The sequence below is a fragment of the Algibacter pacificus genome (genome assembly GCF_008033385.1).
Taxonomy (GTDB): domain Bacteria; phylum Bacteroidota; class Bacteroidia; order Flavobacteriales; family Flavobacteriaceae; genus Algibacter; species Algibacter pacificus.
In genome coordinates this window covers 356,671-375,600 of sequence record NZ_VOGY01000004.1, presented here as the reverse complement: position 1 = coordinate 375,600, position 18,930 = coordinate 356,671, and the positions used below count along the sequence as shown (strand labels likewise).

Genomic DNA, 18,930 nt, shown 5'->3' with positions numbered 1-18,930 from the left:
CAGATTTGATGAAGAATTTAAATTCTTCATCAAATCTGACCTAAATAATAATTATTTATCGAACTTTAATGTGTCCTAAAAAGGGGAAGCCTACATAATGGAGTTACACAACAAATTTTATATTACCGCTACAATAGGAAGCCCCTTTCATATAAGGCGATAACGGGGATTTTTACACGATTACAAATTAATTACAACATAAAAAAACCGCCCTTTATTACAGTATTTGTAAGTACATTAGGCGGTGTTTTTATTGCTTGGCTATACCTGCGCAAAGTAAGCTGGGTGTTTATTCACGATTAGTTTTTGCTAAACAGGCGTTTAAACCAAGATGGCTTGTCCTCTGTTTCGCTATAGCCATAACCGTAACCGTAGCCATAACCATAACCATAACCATAACCTTTTTTGGCATCAGTAGCGTTTAAAATAACGGTCATGTTTGGAATACGTTTTTCGGTATATAATTTTTTAGGAATTTCTAAAAGACGTTTGTCTAAATAGTTGGCGCGTACAATATATATAAATAAATCAGCTTTATTGGCTATTTGTAGTGTATCTGTTACCATGTTTACTGGTGCGGTATCCACAAGAATATAATCGTAATGTTGTTTCGCATAGGCTAAAACCTCTTTAAAACGACCATTAATTAAGAGTTCAGAAGGGTTTGGTGGTACCATTCCAGATTGGATGATATCAAACTCTCTACTAGGTACTCGTTGTATTATACTTGTTATATCGGTACTACTATCGGCTAGATATACACTCAGTCCATTTTCTGTGGTTTCCATATTGAGGTATTGGGCTAACTTAGGTTTCCGGATATCCGCTCCTAGAATAAGTACCTTTTTATTAGACATGGCCAAGACAGTTGCTAAATTAATAGTAACAAAGGTTTTACCTTCTCCAGCAACGGTAGAGGTGATGTATATGGTTTTGCATGGTGCCGCACCACTATCCAACATAAAGTTCATGTTGGTCCGTAACATTCTAAAGGCTTCGGCCACATTCCCACGATCCGATCGGGTAATAATTTTATTCTCCTCAGCGGTTTTGGGAATATTACCAATAATTGGGGCTTTTATTTTATCTTCAATATCCTCTTGGTGGTGTATAGTATTATCTAGTAAAAAGCGGAGATATATAATACCAAAGGGAATAAGTAAACCAAGCAATATAGCAGCAAGTAACACTATTTTACGCTTTGGGCTTACTGGAAGATCACTCCCATCGGCCGCATCAATCAGTTTGGCATTGGGCACCGTTACCGCTAAAGTAATGGCGTTTTCTTCTCGTTTTTTAAGTAAAAATAAATAGAGGGTTTCAATAATTTCTTGCTGACGTAGGATGTCTCTAAATTCCCGTTCTTTTTTAGGGGCGGCACTAATGCGGCTGTCAATGGTGCGTTCTTGAGCGCGGGCTTGTTGTAACGTAATATTTAAACTTTCCTTTAAATTGCCCAAGCCTTGGATAATGCTGTTGCGTAATTGCGCTAATTGCGCATCTAAGTTAAGCAAAATCGGGTTGTTTTTTCCTGAACTTTGGGCGATTCTATTGCGTTCCAAGACTATTTTATTGTATTGGCTGCTACTCGCGTTTACCTCAGGCGCGTTAATCCCTAAATTTTCTGGAATTAAATTATTGGAGTCGGCATCTAGGTGAGCCGTCACATAATTAATCAGTTTTAATTGTGTGTTTAAATCTATTATTTGTTTTTCTACTACGGCGTTGCTCTCTAAAACCATAGAGGCTTCCAAGGGAATATCAGTTAAGCTATTATCGGTTTTAAAGGTTTCGGCGGTTTTATCAATCTGTTCTAAATCTTTTTCGATAAGTTTTAAACGCTCATTAATAAAAGTATCCGTATTATTCCCAATTAAACTTTTGTATTCAATAGCATCCTTGTTGTATTGACGGACGAGTTCGTCTAAAATACGTTGGGCTTTTAGTTTGACATGACTCGTTAATTTGAGTTCAAGTATAGTTGATTCTTCGAATAACAAATCGACGCTAATATCCTCTTTATAACGATTTGCTACCAATTTTAGAGGTTCAATTTGGAGTAAATATTCGGTATTTAGATCAGTTGGCTTGAGTTCCATTGGGGTGATCATGAGTTCTCCAAAAGGGATGCTAGCCATTTCTCCATAGTTATGTGAAACACCTTCTATTCCTTCTTTATAGGCGAGCTCAAAGGTAGTATCCGAAAGTAGCTTAATTGTTAATAAGGAATCTTGCTCAAAAAAGGTGGAGTCCTTAATAAAAAAAGAGGCCTTAAAAGGGAGCTGTTCCTTATAAATTTCAACATCCCGTACTTGTCCCTTTTTAAAATACGAAATATTAAGCTCTAATTGTTCTACGACTCGGGTTATTAAACTAAGGGATTTTAAAATGCCCATTTCGTTTTCTATGTTTTTTTTATTGCCACCCAACCCTAATTCTTTAAAAGCTTCTAATTCAGAAGGCAATCCGCCACTAGACTCATCATCGATTAAAATGGTTGTAGCCACTTCGTAGGAGTTAGGAGTATAACGTATATAGAGAAAAGCAGCTATACAGGCTAAAACTAGGCCTAAGGCAAACCATTTCCAATAGATGAGGTATTTTTCTGTTTCTTGACGAATATTGATGTTGTCGTCCTCAGTTAACATGTAATTTTGAAACTGTTCTTTGTCTTGCATACTCATGTTACTTTTTACTTTAAAATTAGGGCTAAAAGAGTAATCAATAAAGAGGCCGAAGAAATGATGACACTGGTATTAGGGCCTACGGCAGCGGCGTTTACTCGGGTTTTATTTGGGGCGATGTAGATAATATCGTTTTGTTTTAAATTGTAATAGGGCGAATTAAAGAGGTCTTTTTTAGTTAAATCGATAGGGATAAATACTTTTTCGCCGTTTTCGACACGAATCAACAACACATGGGTACGTTGGCCATAAATGGTTAAATCTCCGGCCAATGCGATGGCTTCAATAATAGAAATGCGCTCGTTAGTCACTTTAAAGCTGCCCGGTCTGGCCACTTCGCCCAACACCGAGACTCTAAAGTTAGCAAAACGGATGTTGATGGTGGGGTTGTTAATATATTCTATTAAATCGGTTTCTAGTTTTTGAACCAATTGTTTTGTGGTCAATCCTGCTACGTGTAGAGGTCCTAATACCGGGAAATTGATATAGCCATCATCGTCCACTAAATAAGAAATGGGCTTTGTATTCCCTACGTAATTTTGAAATACAGGGGTTTCGTAGAGGTTAAAGGGTATAGTGGCTTCTGCATTAATGGCGGACACGTTAATAAATAATAAATCGCCACTTTGTATGGTGGCTTCAAAGGCCGCTGCGACATTCTTTAAAACTTGATCCTCTGGGGTATTAAAGTATTGAATGTTTTTAGCCGGGGCGCAACTGTTAAAAAGTAGTAATACGCTAACCGTTATAAGTAGGGTGGGGAATATCTGTTTCATAGTCATATAAGTCATTAGTTCTGTTGCGTATGTTGTTTATTTTTTTAGGTTTTAGCAAGAGTGTATAGACAAAATACCTGCGAATTTAGGCATTATTTGAGAAAGGTAAAAGTAAAAATTTCCATATATAGTTATTTTCGATTACAAATTTCTTTTCCATATATTTATAAGTTCATGTCTTATAATAAAGTCATAATTTACATTAATTATATCTTTTATTACAGGCACATATTTATTATTGTTCGTTAAACATTCTGCCCTTGTCAATGCAATTAAATATGATATTCTTTTTTTTTTTGAAATATAATAATCTACATAAACCTGATTCATCAAATAAGGATTCTGAATCATCTTTAATTATTTCATTAACTTTCTTTATAATTAGATTTAAAGATTGGGTTTTAACACTCTTTATTTTTTGAAGATGAGCCAATTCCATTAAATACATCCAAAATATTTACTTTATAAAAATTCATCTTTTTGAGAGTACATGAACAAAAAAAATAAAAACAATTAACGTAAAAAATTATATTAATTTAAACTATTTATGTAGTTTTTTATTGAAGCTAATAGACTTTGAGAGGCCATATTAGAGAATTTAAAAACTTTTTCATTTTTATTTTCTAAGAGAAAATCCATATTCGCCTTTAAATCTTCTTTGCCATTTACAACATAGACACCTTCTATTGCACCCATTTTTTTTGCTGTTGCTAGCTGATGTTCATTCCTATGTTCTCCTAAACTTGCTTTTCTTGGCATTACAATGATTGGTTTACTTATAGATAATGCAGATATTATTGATCCCATACCTGCATGACTAATAATTAAATCAGCTTTTTTAAATAAGTTTTCATACTCTTTGGGGTTAACAAAGTCAATAATAGTTAAATTTTCAGATTTATAATTAGAATTAAAAACCTGTGCTATAATTTCATGGTTATAATCTTTAGCTAATTCATCAACTAATTTGATTAACCTATCAAAAGGCTCTTGAGTTCCTATAGTTACAAAAATCATCCTATTATATTACCTTTAAAAATTATTTTATCATTTGACAGATCTTCCCATTGGGTATAAACCCGATTGGCTATTTTGGAAGCAATTTTTCCGCTCATAGATAATTCTTCAACATTTGCAATACTGTCTATCCAAATAGTTTTAACTCCAATAAGTTTTCCCGCAATAATTGCCATTAATCCTGGTGCGGCTCCAGTAGTAATGATTATATCCGGTTTTATTTTAACAATTTTAATAAAAATATCAAAAAAAACTTTAACTAGTTTTATTTTGTTATTTCGATTAGCATCATTAATAACATGAAATTTATAATTTGGAACCATCTCTTTAAAAGATTGTTTTGTAGTCATAAAAGTCAAATCCATATCTTCAAAGGCAGGTTGTAATCTTGTCAATTGTATCCAGTGTCCTCCAACAGATGCTACGGCTAATACTTTTTTCATAATTTTAAGATTATTAAGAAGCAAACCAATATCCATGGTCTCTTTTATATTTAATTTCATTACTTCTCATTCTAATTTTTTTTGCTGGACTTCCGCCTACTACGGTAAAAGGCAAAACATTTTTTGTTACAACTGCACCTGTTAAAACTATTGCTCCTTCACCTATGGTTACACCAGGCATAATTAAACAATTTGAAAAAATGAAAACGTTATCTTCTATTACAACTTCCTTTCCAAAAGCTTTAAATTCAGGATCATCAATATCATGACCGAGTGAATATATTTTAGTGCAATGAGCAATACCAACATTGTTCCCTATTTCTATACCAACTCTATTATCTAAAAAACAATTAAAATTTATTGTTGAATTATTACCTATCTTAATTTTACCAATATGAAAAAAACGAACTCCTCTATGAATGTAAGTTTTTTTCCCTACTTTTATTTTAATAAACTTTAAAAATAAATTTCTTAAAAAAAAAGGTATAAAATTATATACTAAATTTATAACGGCAACTAATAGATATCTAACTTGAAGTTTTAAAGATTTTTTTTTAGTTTTCATAAAAATTAGATTACCAATTTATTCCTATATAATTAGGGAATTTCTTTATTTCTTCATCTAAATTGACAAAATCTATTATTATCTTATCAGAAGCATCTTTTAATAAATTAGAAAATTCTTTTTCTTTAGTATTTACAATAATAACTTCTGAATCAGAAACAAGTTTATCAGCGTCTTGAATTAGTAAATTAGATAAATGTGGTATTTTAGCATTTATAAACTCTTTATTTGTACCTATTAATAAAGATACGTTTATATTTTCATCATAAACCCCTATATCACACCCTTTACCAAGTAATGCTTCAATAACAGCTACAGCAGGACTATTTCTTAAATCATCTGTTCCAGCTTTAAAGCTTAAACCTAAGAAACCTAATTTCTTATTCCAATGCTTATAAATTAACTTAATTGCTCTATCTATTTGTATATTGTTAGTTTTATTAATACTATCAATAACTGGAACTTCTAAATATAAATCATGAGCTAAAGTTTGGAGCCCTTTTAAATCTTTAGGCAAACAAGACCCTCCATAAGAAAAACCTGGTTTAAAATAATATGGTGAAATATTCAATTGTTTATCCTTACAAAAAATATTCATTACTTCATGAGAATTGATACTTAATTCTTTACATATATTACCAACTTCATTTGCAAATGATATTTTAAGAGCATGAAACGTATTATTAATATACTTCATAATTTCTGCAACTCTTAAATCTGTTATAATAATTTCCCCAGGCAACATGTCATATAATCTTGCTATTTTATTTGCAGCATCTTTATTATCAGATCCTATTAAAGTTAAAGGAGGATTATAGTAATCATCAACAGCTGTACCTTCTCTCAAGAATTCAGGGTTATCAACAATAGCAAAATCTACATTTCTTTTTTTACCTGATGTTTCTTCAACTATAGATGCAAATTTATCACATGTTCCAGGCATAATTGTAGATCTAATTGCTATAGTATGGAAACTGTCTTTAGTTTGTAATGCAAGTCCAATATTTTCAGCTACCTTAAATATATATTTTAAATTAAGATGACCTTTTGTACTACTAGGAGTTCCTACAGCAACGATACTTATTTCTGTATTAGATACAGCTTGGTTTACATCAGTTGTTGCTGAAATATTTCCTAAGTCTCTTTGTTCCTTAATTATTACATCTATATCTTTTTCTATAATTGTAGCTTGCCCTTTATTTATTTGACCAACTTTAGTTTCACTAACGTCTACACCAATAACTTGATTACCGTTTTTTGCTAAACAACCAATACTTACACAACCAACATAACCTAAACCGAAAATACTAATTTTCATATAACTTTTATTTTACAATTAATTTATTAATTTCTTTTTTTATTGTTAGAGCCTGATTTTCCCATTTTTGGTTACGCTCTTCTTTTAAGATTTTTACTTCTTTACCTAATTCTATTTTGTTTCTAATAGCTTCTTTTATTCCAGAAGACATGGATTTTGAATCTAATGTTTCTACATATACTGCCCCCTTATTAAAAAGCTCTCGTAATAATTTTGTGTCAGATAGTATCATTGGTTTTTCAAAACCTGTAGCCTCATTAGCGACACTTAATTGTACGTGATGCTCTGTTGTTAAACCTAAAACTGCATCAGCGCTAGAAAAAAGCCCTTCATATTCCTCTGTAGTTAAATAACCTGTGAAATTTATATTACTCGGGGCTTTGGTTAAATCATGTATACCTTCAGCTCTATTTTTATTTCCAGAAATAACAAAAGTTACTTCTGGTATTAGTCTAGCTGCTTCAAATACTACAGACATAGGTTCATCTTCAGCAAAACCGCAAGGCATTAAAATCCAAGGGGAATTATATTTAGAAATATAGTTTTCAACATTTTTTAAGTTTTTATAAGCTGGTTTAGTTTCTAATACAAATAACTTATTAGAATCAACACCAATTTCTATTGCCAAATCTCTAATAACATGATTGTGGGTTATAATTAAATCGACTTTATTTAAACTTTTTGCTTTATTCAAGTATTTCTCCCATTTTTTATTAAATAAACCATTATGACAATCAGCTATTATTATTTTATTTTTATAAATCTTTTTATAAATCAATAAAATAGTTAATAATGGTGTTGGGGGCAATTGAATCCATATCACCTTATCTTTATTGAAGCAAAGTGTTTTTACTGTTTTAATGGCTTTAATTAAATAATCAAGGATTTTTAATTTCTTCTTTTTGATATTAGTATTTATAAAATTTAGATCAAAATCAAAAAACGGTTGCATTGAGAATGCTCTCCTTTGAAATTTTATCCAAGCTATAAAGATTCCTTTATTTTTATTCATTGTATTTATGTTTAATAGAAAATATATCTTTTATTTTTGTAATAAATTATTTATTTCAAATAAGTCATTTAACCTTGACCATACCTTGTCATTATTACCTATCTTTTTATTTACATTTTTAGACTTTAAAGATATAGTTTGAGAGCCAAAAATTTCTATATAAAGATGTTTATACTCCGCTGTAGCCACTGAAATATCGTTAAGTAATTCGTAAGCTTTCAACCATAAGTCATCCGTATAAAGGGCGTTTTCTTTAATTAAATTAACATCAAACATAGATCGCTCTTTAAATAAGGATATAGGATATAAAACCCCTCCTCCGCCTACTGCTAATATCTTATGAGAAGGACAATCTTCTAATGAAAACTTAGAAGTCCATTCACTATATGGTAAAATCTCTCCTTCCGAATTAAAGTCTATTACTCGTACAACATTAGCACAAACAGCTTCTGGATATTTCTTATGGATATTAATTAAACTACTTAAAGCATTCCTTTGATAATACAAATCATCATCAATAGTAACGAGTAAATCTTTGGGATAATCTTGCATTGCATAAAAGTATTTTTTATGAGGCTTTAAATCATCTTCTTTAAACTCTATATCCAAACCATATTCACGATACCTCAATAAACTTTTAGGTAGAGAATTTAAACCTTTTGGAAACTGGTCTATGGATAAATATAAAATTACTCGTTTAGGAAGGTAACTTTGCCTCATTATTGAATCTACAGTAATCCATAAATCATTAATTCTTTCAGGGAAGGAAGTTAGAGAGACTATTATTTCTGAATTACTGTCATTAAAATTAAAAGGTTTAGATAAATAATAACTAAGCTTTATGCAATAATAAAATGCTATTTCACATAATCTAAAACCAATATTGCAAATAAACCATATAATTTTATTAGTTTTTTTATATTGATTAAATGCATTTTTGGAATAAAAAAAATTATATATTTTAATTATTGGATACCTCATAATTTAATCTAAAATGATTGAGTTAAATAATCTTTAGAACTTCTAATATTTTCACTTAGTTCTGTGCCATCTATCAAAGGTTTACTCATTAAGTTATTATAATCTAATTTGTCTAAATCTTCTTTCCCAACTAATCTAGAAATCTGATTTGCCTTTGTAAGAATATTTGATATCCTTTCATTCTTACTATTTATTTTTTTTACACTCACAAAAGGAGTTTCCATTAACAATGAAAAAGATGTCCCATGAAACGAATTAGTAAATACAAAATCTGCATTCGCAACCAACCAAACAAATTGCTCTGGAGAGACATCATTCACTGCTTCTTCTCTCATTAGAAGAGTTACGGAAGTTAATACAACTTTTAAATTCCTTTGTTTTGCAAAATTTTTAATATTAGCTAACACATCATCGGTAAGGCTGAAATAATAGACAAAAACATAAGGTTGTTTTACATTATAACTTTTAGAAAAATTGGCCCAAGTATCTTTATCTAAAAGAAAAACCGGATCAACCACTACGGAGGTATTAATCTCATATCGCTCTTTAATTAATCTAGCCAAAGATTCCTCGCGCACCGCTATATTGGATAGTCCTTTTAATTTATCCCTTATAATCTCTTTTTCATTCTCTTTAATTTTAGCTTCCATACTGGCAGCATAAGATATATATTTTGGCCCCTTTACAAATCCACCAAAAAAATATTCATCTACTCCATTAGTTAATTTGGTATTCCATATCTGATCACTGCCCAAAACTACAAAATCTAAATCAGCAGCATCCGAGACTTTTGTTAACTCAAACTTGGCATCTCTAAATATTGAAAATAAATTATTCTTTTTCTTTACGCCCCTAAATTTAATCATTTCCTTAACCAGAAAAGTAAACTTATGATTGCCAGAATTCTTCATTCTTTCTTTTGAAAAAGGAATATATTTATCAACCAAATAGGAAGGACGGTAATCGACAAAACTAATATGATGTCCCATTTGTCTAATGTGGTTTGATAAAGCATAGGCCTGTAGAATGGCACCGTAATTATTTACGCAATGAAATGTTAATATTCCGATTTTCATATTTTTCTCTTATTAAAATTATATCTATTAAAAATAAAACAACTCCTTGAATAGCAAACGCTCCTTCTCTATAGAACTCTCTTGATAATAACGATCCCACTATTAAAAACAAAAACCACATTTTTATATATGTATATTGATAGGGAATCTTTGAACGAATTGCTTTGTAAGAATATAAGAGCATCAAAACTACAGCAGGAAATCCAGCCATTAGAGCAAAGCCGTACAAACCTAAATCTGCCCATATTAACCCTTTTAGTTTTATGTTTCTAATTTTTTGTCCGTATTTACCCCTTTCATTCGGTAATCCTAAACCAAACACACTTTCCGTTGTCGAGGTAGGTAGCACGAATGTGTAATAGAAAAAGGCTCTATTCCTAACATAATCGTCATTATCTAACGTTTGACCTGTTTCTTGTCTTTCTAGCATTTGATCTATCTTTGTCTGTATCAAAGGAATTTTTAGCAAAAAAACAGCAATAATTACCAGTCCAAATGTCATTCTGATATATTTACCAAAACTAGGTTTAAATGAATATAGCATCCAAAATATAATCATTATAGTTAGCAGTATTTGAGTCCTGAAATTCAATAAAATTAAAACGAGTAAACCAAGAAATAAATGCACCAATCTCATTTTATTTTTATCTAATTGAAATTTATTTAAACTATAAAAAATCAATAAGGATGCAAAACCTTGACCAGCTAGTCGAAAACGAGCTAAAGAAGCATGTAAAACCTCATAATCCTCTTTAATGAATAATTTAATTCCATATGGCACTAAATAATATTGCACTATGTAAATGATACAGAATATTTTTGCTACAAACATCAAGCTCTTTTCAATACTATTTATATTTATTGTAAAAAAAGGAACTACAAAATACGTTAACAATCCAACTATATTTATAAATTCAGTTCCAGAAATATATAGAGCAAATGATTGTCCACTATATATATTACAGACTAACATATTTAATAGCAACATAACAAAAACTCCAATTACATAGCCAGAAAAATTAAACTTAATTTTTGTTGTTCTAATAGCTATAGGTAATAACAAACACGTTATAACTAAAGACAATAATTTCAGATAAAAACTAGGAATAAACCTGAAACTAAACATATGAACTTGTAATATTAAAAATATTATCAGAACTTTATTTAATTTTACAACTCTATTTGCATTCACGTTCATTATCCCCAAATTGTAATTATTAAAATATTAATTTATGGTATTGGTAACTTCTAGGGCATATCTTTCTGATACAGCTATTTTAAAATTTTCAGGTGGATGACCACATATAATCATAGCTACAAAAACTTCGGAATCCTTAATTTGACACATTTGTCTTAATTTAAGATCTTTTTCTACAGAATTACTACAATTTAAAATGCATGCGGCTAAATTATTGTAATGCAGAGCGTATAATAGATTCATTGCATAAATTCCACCATCTACATACACCTGATTTCTTTCATCACCATTCGTAAACATTGACATATCAGAAGCAATAACAATTAATTTATTAGCTAAATGCCCAAAACCTCTATTCCCCCCTTGAACCTTAAGAATTTCATTCATTTTGTTTTTATTCGTAAACACATAGGTTCTCCAACACTGCCTATTACAGGCTGAGGGAGCTGATTGGGCTAACTCTAAAGCATTCTTAATAACATCTAAAGAAACCTCCTCTTCCGTAAAATTACGTATACTTGATCTAGATAAAGCAAATTCTTTAAATGAACTATTTGTATACTTGAAATAACTATCCTTACTTTCCTTTCTTTGTTCACTAATATTTGAAGTAACTTCTAAATTCTTGACTCTATTAATTTCATAAATTAAATTATCATCTAATTGAAAATTCATAGCTCTATGAAAAAATTCATACTCTAAAATCACACTAATCGCATGTTTAATTTGAATATCTTCTGTTCCATATTTTTCAACATAGTCAATACAATTTTCTATTAGTTTGATTAATCTATCTTTACCAAATCCTAATCTAGTATCTGGCATCGTTAAACCCTTCTCTATCACATGATATCTTCTAATTATTTTACCGATTAATTTTGATGAAGAATCAGTCTTCAACGTGTCCGAATGCTTTGAATAACGTTTAAGATCATAATTATAGGATACTTTTAATTGTTTTAACAGTTTAATACTCTGTATTTTTTTTAAAAAACTAATTACACTAGCTGGCAAATGTTTTTTCAACTTCCTTGTATTCATGAATGTAGATGTTTTATGTTCTCTTTTTTATTTTACTTTTTAAAAATTGAATAAAATTAATGCCCATATAATGATTCAAACTATAGTTAACCCAAAATAATGTGCATATAAGCATAATACAGCCAAATCCAATTGAGTAGTAGCGTTGTAAATAAGTTGTACCCAACCAAGTTATTAATATAAATATAAATGTGTAAAACATTATCCTATACAATAATTTACTTGGTTTAAAAGCAATTAATTTATAACACAAAAACCAAGATAATGTTAAATATAAAATATAAGCAACAAAATAATTTACACCTAAGCCATCAAAGCCAAAATGGCTAGAAAAAAAGATTAAAAGTAAATAATCTGAACCAAAATGAATTGCTTGTATTATTACATAAATTAAAGGTTTATTCTTAGCCATCAAAACATGACTAAAAGGAAATCCTAAGACTCTTAAACCCACCCCTAGAACTTGCCATTTAATAATTTCTCTCCCTATAACAAAGTCTTCAGAATATAACAAGTTAAGAATTAAAGAGGAAAAGGCTAAAACCGCTACAACTCCTACGCTAGCAATTAAAACTCCTAATTCCATTTGTTCATTAACTAAAGAATTTATTTTTTTATCATCATCAATAAACTCCATAATTCTTGGCATAAAATCAATTCCCATTGCAGTTAAAATAATTCCTATGTACATATTTGAAATAGTCCAACTTGCCTGATAGATGCCAACTGCACTTAAATCAAAAGCATCGTTTAAATAAATTCTTGACAAATAAACAGTGACAGTAGATATAATTGCTGCTCCACTATATCCTAAACCTGTTTTTATAAGTTTTTTAAATTCTGTTTTGTAAACTGTAATATCTGGCTTAACTATTTCTAATTTTAATTTATGTAAATAGTACCATGTAAAAAGTACAGAAAGTAAGCCAACTACAAACAAACCCCATGGAATCCCCTGTAAGCCAAAAAAATAGATTAACACAATAGTGATTAAAGAGCCTAATACAGCTCCATATATTTGACTAATAGCTAAATATTTAATTTCCCTTAACCCATTCAATATTGCTTTCTGACCGTTTGAAAGGGAATTAAAAATTATCACGATAGAAACAACAATAACACCCAGGTAATAGTCTTCTGTATTAAACAGGGATTTGCTAATAGTTTTAGAAAATATTATACAAACTACTGATATAATAGACGATATAATTAATAATGATACTCTAATAATATATATTAAAGTTAGTTGCAACTTATGATCTCCTTTATTCGCAGCTATTTCCCTAACTCCACTTTGTCCAATTCCTAGGGTGGAAAACGAAGATATCATTTCTATATATGCTTGATACAACCCCCAAATACCATAACCACCAGTACCCAGCAAAATTGCTACTACTTTATTGCGTAATAACGCAAAAAAAAGTCGAAAAACTTGAACTAAACCAATTAATCCACTGGATTTCATTATTGACCTATATGATGCCATCTAAAATATTGTATTTATAAAATTAAATTTTATCTTCGTACATCTCTTAAAGTAACCGCTCCTTTGATTTAATAGGAATCCCTCTGCAAAAACAACACGATTATTAAAGGTTGAAAGATATTTATTTTGTTCTTTAAATCTTGAATTAAATTGTATTTCAACAAACACCTTATTTTCATTTTTTGTTTCCACAAACAATTCTAAATTTGATGTAAGAATATTCGTTAATTCTAGTTTTTTTTAACATACTCGTTATCTGTACCAATTACCACACAGTTTGATTTCATAAAACCGTAGAGAGATACTCCTTCTTTTAAAAACTCTGGGTTAAATACCTTATCAAATTTAATAGCTATCCCATAAGCGTCAAAAGTATCCTGTATTTTTGTTTCTATTTTATCTGCGTTACCAATTGGAACTTTAGATCTGCCTACTACAATCATTTTTTTTAATGGTTTCCCAAATCAGTTTTGCTATCGTAAATAAATACTGCAAATCAGCAGAACATCTATCTATCATAGACGTAGTTACTTAAATAAAAACAATTTCTACATCGAAATTAGTTTCTTCTAAATTATTTGTAAAAAAGACACGCTTATTTTTCAAAATCTTTAATACTTCGCTTTTTTTAGCTCCCGTAAAGTAATTGTCCAAACACAATACTTTGTTGCTTTTTTATAAATCATATCAAAATGATTTATTAACTTATTCTAATCTTTCCCAATTCCTTTAAACTGAAAGCCAATACTTTTCATGGCTGCCGCATCCAAAACATTACGTCCATCAAAAACAAAAGCAGGTTTACTCATGCTATCGTAGATTTGTTGCCAGTCGTAGGATTTAAATTCGTCCCATTCGGTCAGTACCGCAATGGCGTGAGCACCTTCGATAGCTTTATAGGGGTCGGTTTCTGTTTCCAGGTAATTGGCGTTTTCGGCTTCCGTTCTGGTATTTAAATAATTTAAATCCGCTTGCATTTTAGCAGCCGGAACTTTAGGATCGTAAACGCTGATGTTGGCTTGCTCGTCAATCAATTTATCGGCCACATAAATAGCGGCAGATTCACGGGTATCGTTGGTATCTTTTTTAAAGGCCCAACCTAAAAAGGCTATTTTTTTACCCGATACGGTATTATAAAGTGTAGATACGATATTGTTGGCAAAGCGGGTGCGTTGGTGGTTATTCATAATAATCACCTGTTCCCAGTAATCGGCAACTTGTGTTAACCCTAAAGATTTAGAAATATAAACCAGGTTTAAAATATCTTTTTGAAAGCAAGAGCCTCCAAAGCCTACAGAGGATTTTAAAAATTTAGGCCCAATACGGGAATCCATACCAATAGCTTTAGCCACTTCTTCAACATTGGCTTCCGTAACTTCGCAAAGCTCGGAGATGGCATTGATAGAGGAAACGCGCTGTGCTAAAAAGGCGTTGGCTACGAGTTTAGATAACTCGGACGACCATATATTGGTGGTTAAAATGTGTGCTTGCGGCACCCAAGTGGCATAGACATCTACTAAAGCCTGAATGGCTTGTAGGCCTTCCTCGGTTTGATCGCCACCTATTAACACCCGGTCTGGATTTGCCAAATCGGTCATGGCCGTACCTTCTGCTAAAAATTCCGGATTGGATAAGATTTGAAATTTTACCCCGTTTCCGGTATGGTTTAAAATTGATTTTATAGCCTGCGCTGTTTTAACGGGTAGGGTGGATTTTTCAACTACAATTTTATCGGTGGTGGCCACTTTAGCAATTTGGCGGGCACATAATTCGATATATTTTAAATCGGCTGCCATACCCTTTCCTTTTCCGTAAGTTTTAGTAGGGGTGTTTACCGAGATAAAAATCATATCAGCTTCGTCAATGGCATCCTCTACATTTGTAGAGAAAAATAGATTCCGACCTCGGGCTTCGGCCACCACTTGGTCTAGTCCAGGTTCAAAAATGGGTAACTTCGATAAATCACTAGCATTCCAATCGGCAATACGCTGTTGGTTTAAATCGACCACGGTGACTTTAATATCTGGGTTTTTTTGAGCCATGACCGCCATAGTGGGCCCGCCTACATAACCGGCGCCAATACAGCAAATAGATGTTATTTTTTTTGTTTTTAAGGTTGATGAAGTGGCGGTATCTGTCATAGTTATTGGTATAATAGAAAGGAGTTATAGTTTGATTGTTTTATACGAGTCGTGGTTTAAAAGAAACCAATTGTAAGTATCTTGAATACCTTGAGCTAGAGGTGTGGTAGCTTGCCAACCTATAGCCTTCATTTTTGAGACATCCATAAGTTTTCTAGGTGTACCATCGGGTTTGGTAGCATCCCAAACAATATCGCCAGTGTGTCCTACAATGGTTTGTACGGTTTCGGCTAAATGTTTAATAGTAACATCGGTACCGGTACCAACGTTATATAAATGTTCTGGCAGGCTATTTTCTAAAGCAAAAACAACGGCTTTGGCCATATCGTCTACATGTAAAAATTCTCGCATAGGCGCACCGCTACCCCAAAGGGTTACGGTGGCATTGTTATTAAGTTTAGCCTCATGAAATTTACGAATCATAGCGGGTAATACATGCGATGATTTTAAATCGAAATTATCAAAAGGACCATATAAATTAGTAGGCATTAGGCTAACAAAATCTTTTTGATACTGGTCGCGTATGGCTTTACATAAACGTACACCCGAAATTTTGGCAATGGCGTAACCATCGTTAGTAGGTTCTAAGGGGCCTGTAAGTAAATAATCTTCTTTTAAAGGTTGCGTAGCTAGTTTAGGGTAAATACAAGAGCTTCCTAAAAAAATAAACTTAGACACGTTTTGTTTGTGAGCCGCATCGATCAGGTTATTTTGAATTTGCATGTTCTCTAGTAAAAACTCAAATTGATGTTGACTATTGGCTAAAATACCCCCGACTTTGGCAGCGGCATCTATAATTACGTCTGGCTTTGTGCTTTCTATAAAGGCTTGTACGGCAGCTTGGTTACGTAAATCGAGTGTCGCACTGGTTTGCCCAATAAGGTTGGTGTAACCCGCAGCTTCGAGGGCACGCCAAACCGCAGAGCCTACCATGCCTCTATGGCCAGCAATGTATATTTTGGCTTGTTTATCCATACTATTCATAATAATTTAAGGTTTGGTAATTACCTTCTTTTAAATAGCAATCTTTTTGCATAACGTGTAAGTCGCTTTGCATCATGTCTTTAACTAAATCTGAAAGTTCGTATTGGCACTCCCAACCTAATTTTTTATTGGCTTTGCTAGCATCTCCAATAAATAATTCCACTTCGGTTGGTCGGAAATATTTTGGATCTACAGATAAAACTTCTTTACCAATTTCTAATTGATAGTTTTCATTATCGCAGGATTTAATGTATGCTTTTTCGTTAACGCCTTCACCTTTAAATTCTAGAGTAATGCCAACCTCGGCAAAACTTAATTTTACAAAATCTCTAACGGTAGTGGTTTTTCCGGTAGCAATTACCCAATCTTCTGCTTCTTCGGCTTGAAGAATCATCCACATCATGCGTACATAATCTTTGGCATGCCCCCAATCCCGTTTAGCATCCAAGTTTCCTAAATAGAGTTTATCTTGTAAACCTAAGGCTATTCTAGAGGTGGCTCTAGTAATTTTACGGGTTACAAAAGTTTCGCCTCGAATAGGAGATTCATGATTAAATAAAATACCATTACAGGCAAACATGCCGTAAGCCTCTCTGTAGTTTACCGTAATCCAATAGGCGTACATTTTGGCAACAGCGTATGGCGAGCGTGGGTAAAATGGAGTAGTTTCCGATTGTGGTACTTCTTGTACTTTACCGTATAGCTCGGAGGTTGAGGCTTGATAAATTCTTGTTTTCTTTTCTAAACCTAATAATCTTACAGCATCAAGAATTCTAAGTGTACCAACGCCATCGGCATTAGCTGTGTACTCTGGAACTTCAAAGGATACATGCACATGACTCATAGCGGCTAAGTTGTAAATTTCATCCGGTTGAATTTCTTGAATTAGTCGGATTATGTTAGTACTATCCGTCATATCACCGTAATGTAAAATAAAATTACGTTCTTCTACATGTGGGTCTTGGTATAAATGATCGATTCTATCAGTATTGAATAAAGATGATCGTCGTTTTAAACCATGGACGATGTATCCTTTTTTTAATAAGAATTCGCTTAAATATCCGCCATCCTGTCCGGTGACCCCAGTGATAAATGCTACTTTTTGTATCATTTTTACTTTTTATTGTTCGGCTAGTTATTTACGTAAATACTGCCCGCTTTGCACGGCTTCGCCTCCTGAGTCCCATTTTGAGTTCAGTAAGAGGTAAAAAAAAATTACTTTAAACGGGTTAATTCCGGTCTAAAGTAATTTTTATATCTAAATCCAAAAGTAAAATTTGGATTCTATTTTTTCCTAGTTCTTTAACACATCCTTTTTTACCTTTAAAAGGACCTGTTTTTATAGTTATATGATCGCCTGGTTGTAGCGTTTCTACTAACGGTTGTATGTTGGTAGATGTACTTAACCAGTTTTGCATTGTTGTAATTTCGTGATCTTTAACCACGGCACGTTTACCAAGCCAAAATAAATATTGCACCACATGAGGTACTTGAAAAACCATATCAAGTTCCTTTGCGCTGGGTTGAACAAAAACATAAGATTTGAGAATAGGAACTTGCACCTTTTTTTTTCGATCCGACCACTGGTGGGTTTCGGTAACAAGGGGGCAGTAAGCTTTTATCCCTAGTTTTAGTAAGGCCGCTTCTACTTTCTTTTCCGTTCGGGATTTTACATATATAACGTTCCAGTCCATTTTTTGATAGATTAAATTATCGCCTCGTAAGAGGATAAAATGAACAGGAATTTTATATAATTATCCCTGTGATTGGTTGGTTGGTTTATCATCTGTTGTTAATAAAACTAAAATTTTAGTATGCTATGCATACTAATAAAACTTCTAGGCCTTGGTTATAATACAAACACCATACATACACTTTTTTGACCTTTTAAAAGGTATGGTAATAAACTGCATACAGTTTATTTGAATGTTATATTACATATCATGATGCCAAAATGCGCAAGGGAACTCTTTTTTACAAGAGCTATCTAAACACAGACTAGCAATCAAGATTTTAATAATTCAATAATTGATTTGTTATAATTCAAGTTTTTAAATTAGGGGTTTAAAAATTTGATGTTAATTTCAATTATTAAATTATGTTTTAGCTATTAATCTAGTTGTTTTTAACATTGCGAAAGTAAAGGTTTTTTTGAATAAAACTAAAAAAAAATTCTTTTTTAGATTATTCTTAAAATTTGTAAGAATA

General features: G+C 31.8%; 17 protein-coding genes. All 17 read right to left on the bottom strand.

From position 1 onward, the window contains the following. Positions 1 to 299: 299 nt before the first annotated feature. Positions 300 to 2,684, bottom strand: coding sequence for a GumC family protein (locus FQU21_RS08800; protein WP_147677623.1), 2,385 nt, complete (start codon positions 2,682 to 2,684; stop codon positions 300 to 302). Between the two features lie 8 nt (positions 2,685 to 2,692). Continuing rightward, positions 2,693 to 3,460: a polysaccharide biosynthesis/export family protein gene (locus tag FQU21_RS08795; protein WP_246124803.1), complete on the bottom strand. Its 768-nt coding sequence runs from the start codon at positions 3,458 to 3,460 to the stop codon at positions 2,693 to 2,695. Between the two features lie 531 nt (positions 3,461 to 3,991). After that, positions 3,992 to 4,477, bottom strand: a complete 486-nt coding sequence (locus FQU21_RS08790) for a glycosyltransferase (protein ID WP_147677621.1) — start codon at positions 4,475 to 4,477, stop codon at positions 3,992 to 3,994. After that, positions 4,474 to 4,920 (bottom strand): glycosyltransferase family protein, encoded by a 447-nt coding sequence (locus FQU21_RS08785; protein WP_147677620.1) that lies wholly within the window; start codon positions 4,918 to 4,920, stop codon positions 4,474 to 4,476. The genes FQU21_RS08790 and FQU21_RS08785 overlap by 4 nt, the downstream gene beginning before the upstream one ends. 13 nt (positions 4,921 to 4,933) lie before the next feature. Then, on the bottom strand, positions 4,934 to 5,485 hold the full coding sequence (locus FQU21_RS08780; protein ID WP_147677619.1) for an acyltransferase: 552 nt from the start codon (positions 5,483 to 5,485) through the stop codon (positions 4,934 to 4,936). A gap of 10 nt (positions 5,486 to 5,495) precedes the next feature. Next, positions 5,496 to 6,803 carry a nucleotide sugar dehydrogenase gene (locus FQU21_RS08775; protein WP_147677618.1) on the bottom strand — a complete coding sequence of 436 codons (1,308 nt, stop codon included), beginning with the start codon at positions 6,801 to 6,803 and terminating at the stop codon, positions 5,496 to 5,498. Positions 6,804 to 6,810: 7 nt separating this feature from the next. Continuing rightward, positions 6,811 to 7,815 (bottom strand): glycosyltransferase, encoded by a 1,005-nt coding sequence (locus tag FQU21_RS08770; RefSeq protein ID WP_147677617.1) that lies wholly within the window; start codon positions 7,813 to 7,815, stop codon positions 6,811 to 6,813. 30 nt (positions 7,816 to 7,845) lie between these two features. Then, positions 7,846 to 8,796 carry a hypothetical protein gene (locus FQU21_RS08765; RefSeq protein WP_147677616.1) on the bottom strand — a complete coding sequence of 317 codons (951 nt, stop codon included), beginning with the start codon at positions 8,794 to 8,796 and terminating at the stop codon, positions 7,846 to 7,848. Positions 8,797 to 8,804: 8 nt separating this feature from the next. Continuing rightward, a complete protein-coding gene (locus tag FQU21_RS08760) occupies positions 8,805 to 9,872 on the bottom strand; it encodes a polysaccharide pyruvyl transferase family protein (RefSeq protein WP_147677615.1) in 1,068 nt (355 codons plus the stop codon). Continuing rightward, positions 9,835 to 11,070: a hypothetical protein gene (locus FQU21_RS08755; protein WP_147677614.1), complete on the bottom strand. Its 1,236-nt coding sequence runs from the start codon at positions 11,068 to 11,070 to the stop codon at positions 9,835 to 9,837. The genes FQU21_RS08760 and FQU21_RS08755 overlap by 38 nt, the downstream gene beginning before the upstream one ends. A 27-nt stretch (positions 11,071 to 11,097) precedes the next feature. Further along, entirely contained in the window at positions 11,098 to 12,111 is a 1,014-nt protein-coding gene (locus tag FQU21_RS08750; RefSeq protein ID WP_147677613.1) for a nitroreductase family protein, read from the bottom strand. 13 nt (positions 12,112 to 12,124) lie between these two features. Next, entirely contained in the window at positions 12,125 to 13,576 is a 1,452-nt protein-coding gene (locus FQU21_RS08745) for an oligosaccharide flippase family protein (RefSeq protein ID WP_187269351.1), read from the bottom strand. Between the two features lie 251 nt (positions 13,577 to 13,827). Then, positions 13,828 to 14,040, bottom strand: coding sequence for a hypothetical protein (locus tag FQU21_RS08740; RefSeq protein ID WP_147677611.1), 213 nt, complete (start codon positions 14,038 to 14,040; stop codon positions 13,828 to 13,830). Positions 14,041 to 14,307: 267 nt separating this feature from the next. After that, on the bottom strand, positions 14,308 to 15,738 hold the full coding sequence (locus FQU21_RS08735; RefSeq protein ID WP_147677610.1) for a nucleotide sugar dehydrogenase: 1,431 nt from the start codon (positions 15,736 to 15,738) through the stop codon (positions 14,308 to 14,310). 24 nt (positions 15,739 to 15,762) lie between these two features. Next, on the bottom strand, positions 15,763 to 16,713 hold the full coding sequence (locus tag FQU21_RS08730) for a GDP-L-fucose synthase family protein (RefSeq protein WP_147677642.1): 951 nt from the start codon (positions 16,711 to 16,713) through the stop codon (positions 15,763 to 15,765). A 1-nt stretch (position 16,714) separates the two neighbouring features. Continuing rightward, positions 16,715 to 17,833 (bottom strand): GDP-mannose 4,6-dehydratase, encoded by a 1,119-nt coding sequence (gmd, locus tag FQU21_RS08725; RefSeq protein ID WP_147677609.1) that lies wholly within the window; start codon positions 17,831 to 17,833, stop codon positions 16,715 to 16,717. A gap of 118 nt (positions 17,834 to 17,951) precedes the next feature. Beyond that, positions 17,952 to 18,416 carry a UpxY family transcription antiterminator gene (locus FQU21_RS08720; RefSeq protein WP_147677608.1) on the bottom strand — a complete coding sequence of 155 codons (465 nt, stop codon included), beginning with the start codon at positions 18,414 to 18,416 and terminating at the stop codon, positions 17,952 to 17,954. Positions 18,417 to 18,930: the final 514 nt, after the last annotated feature.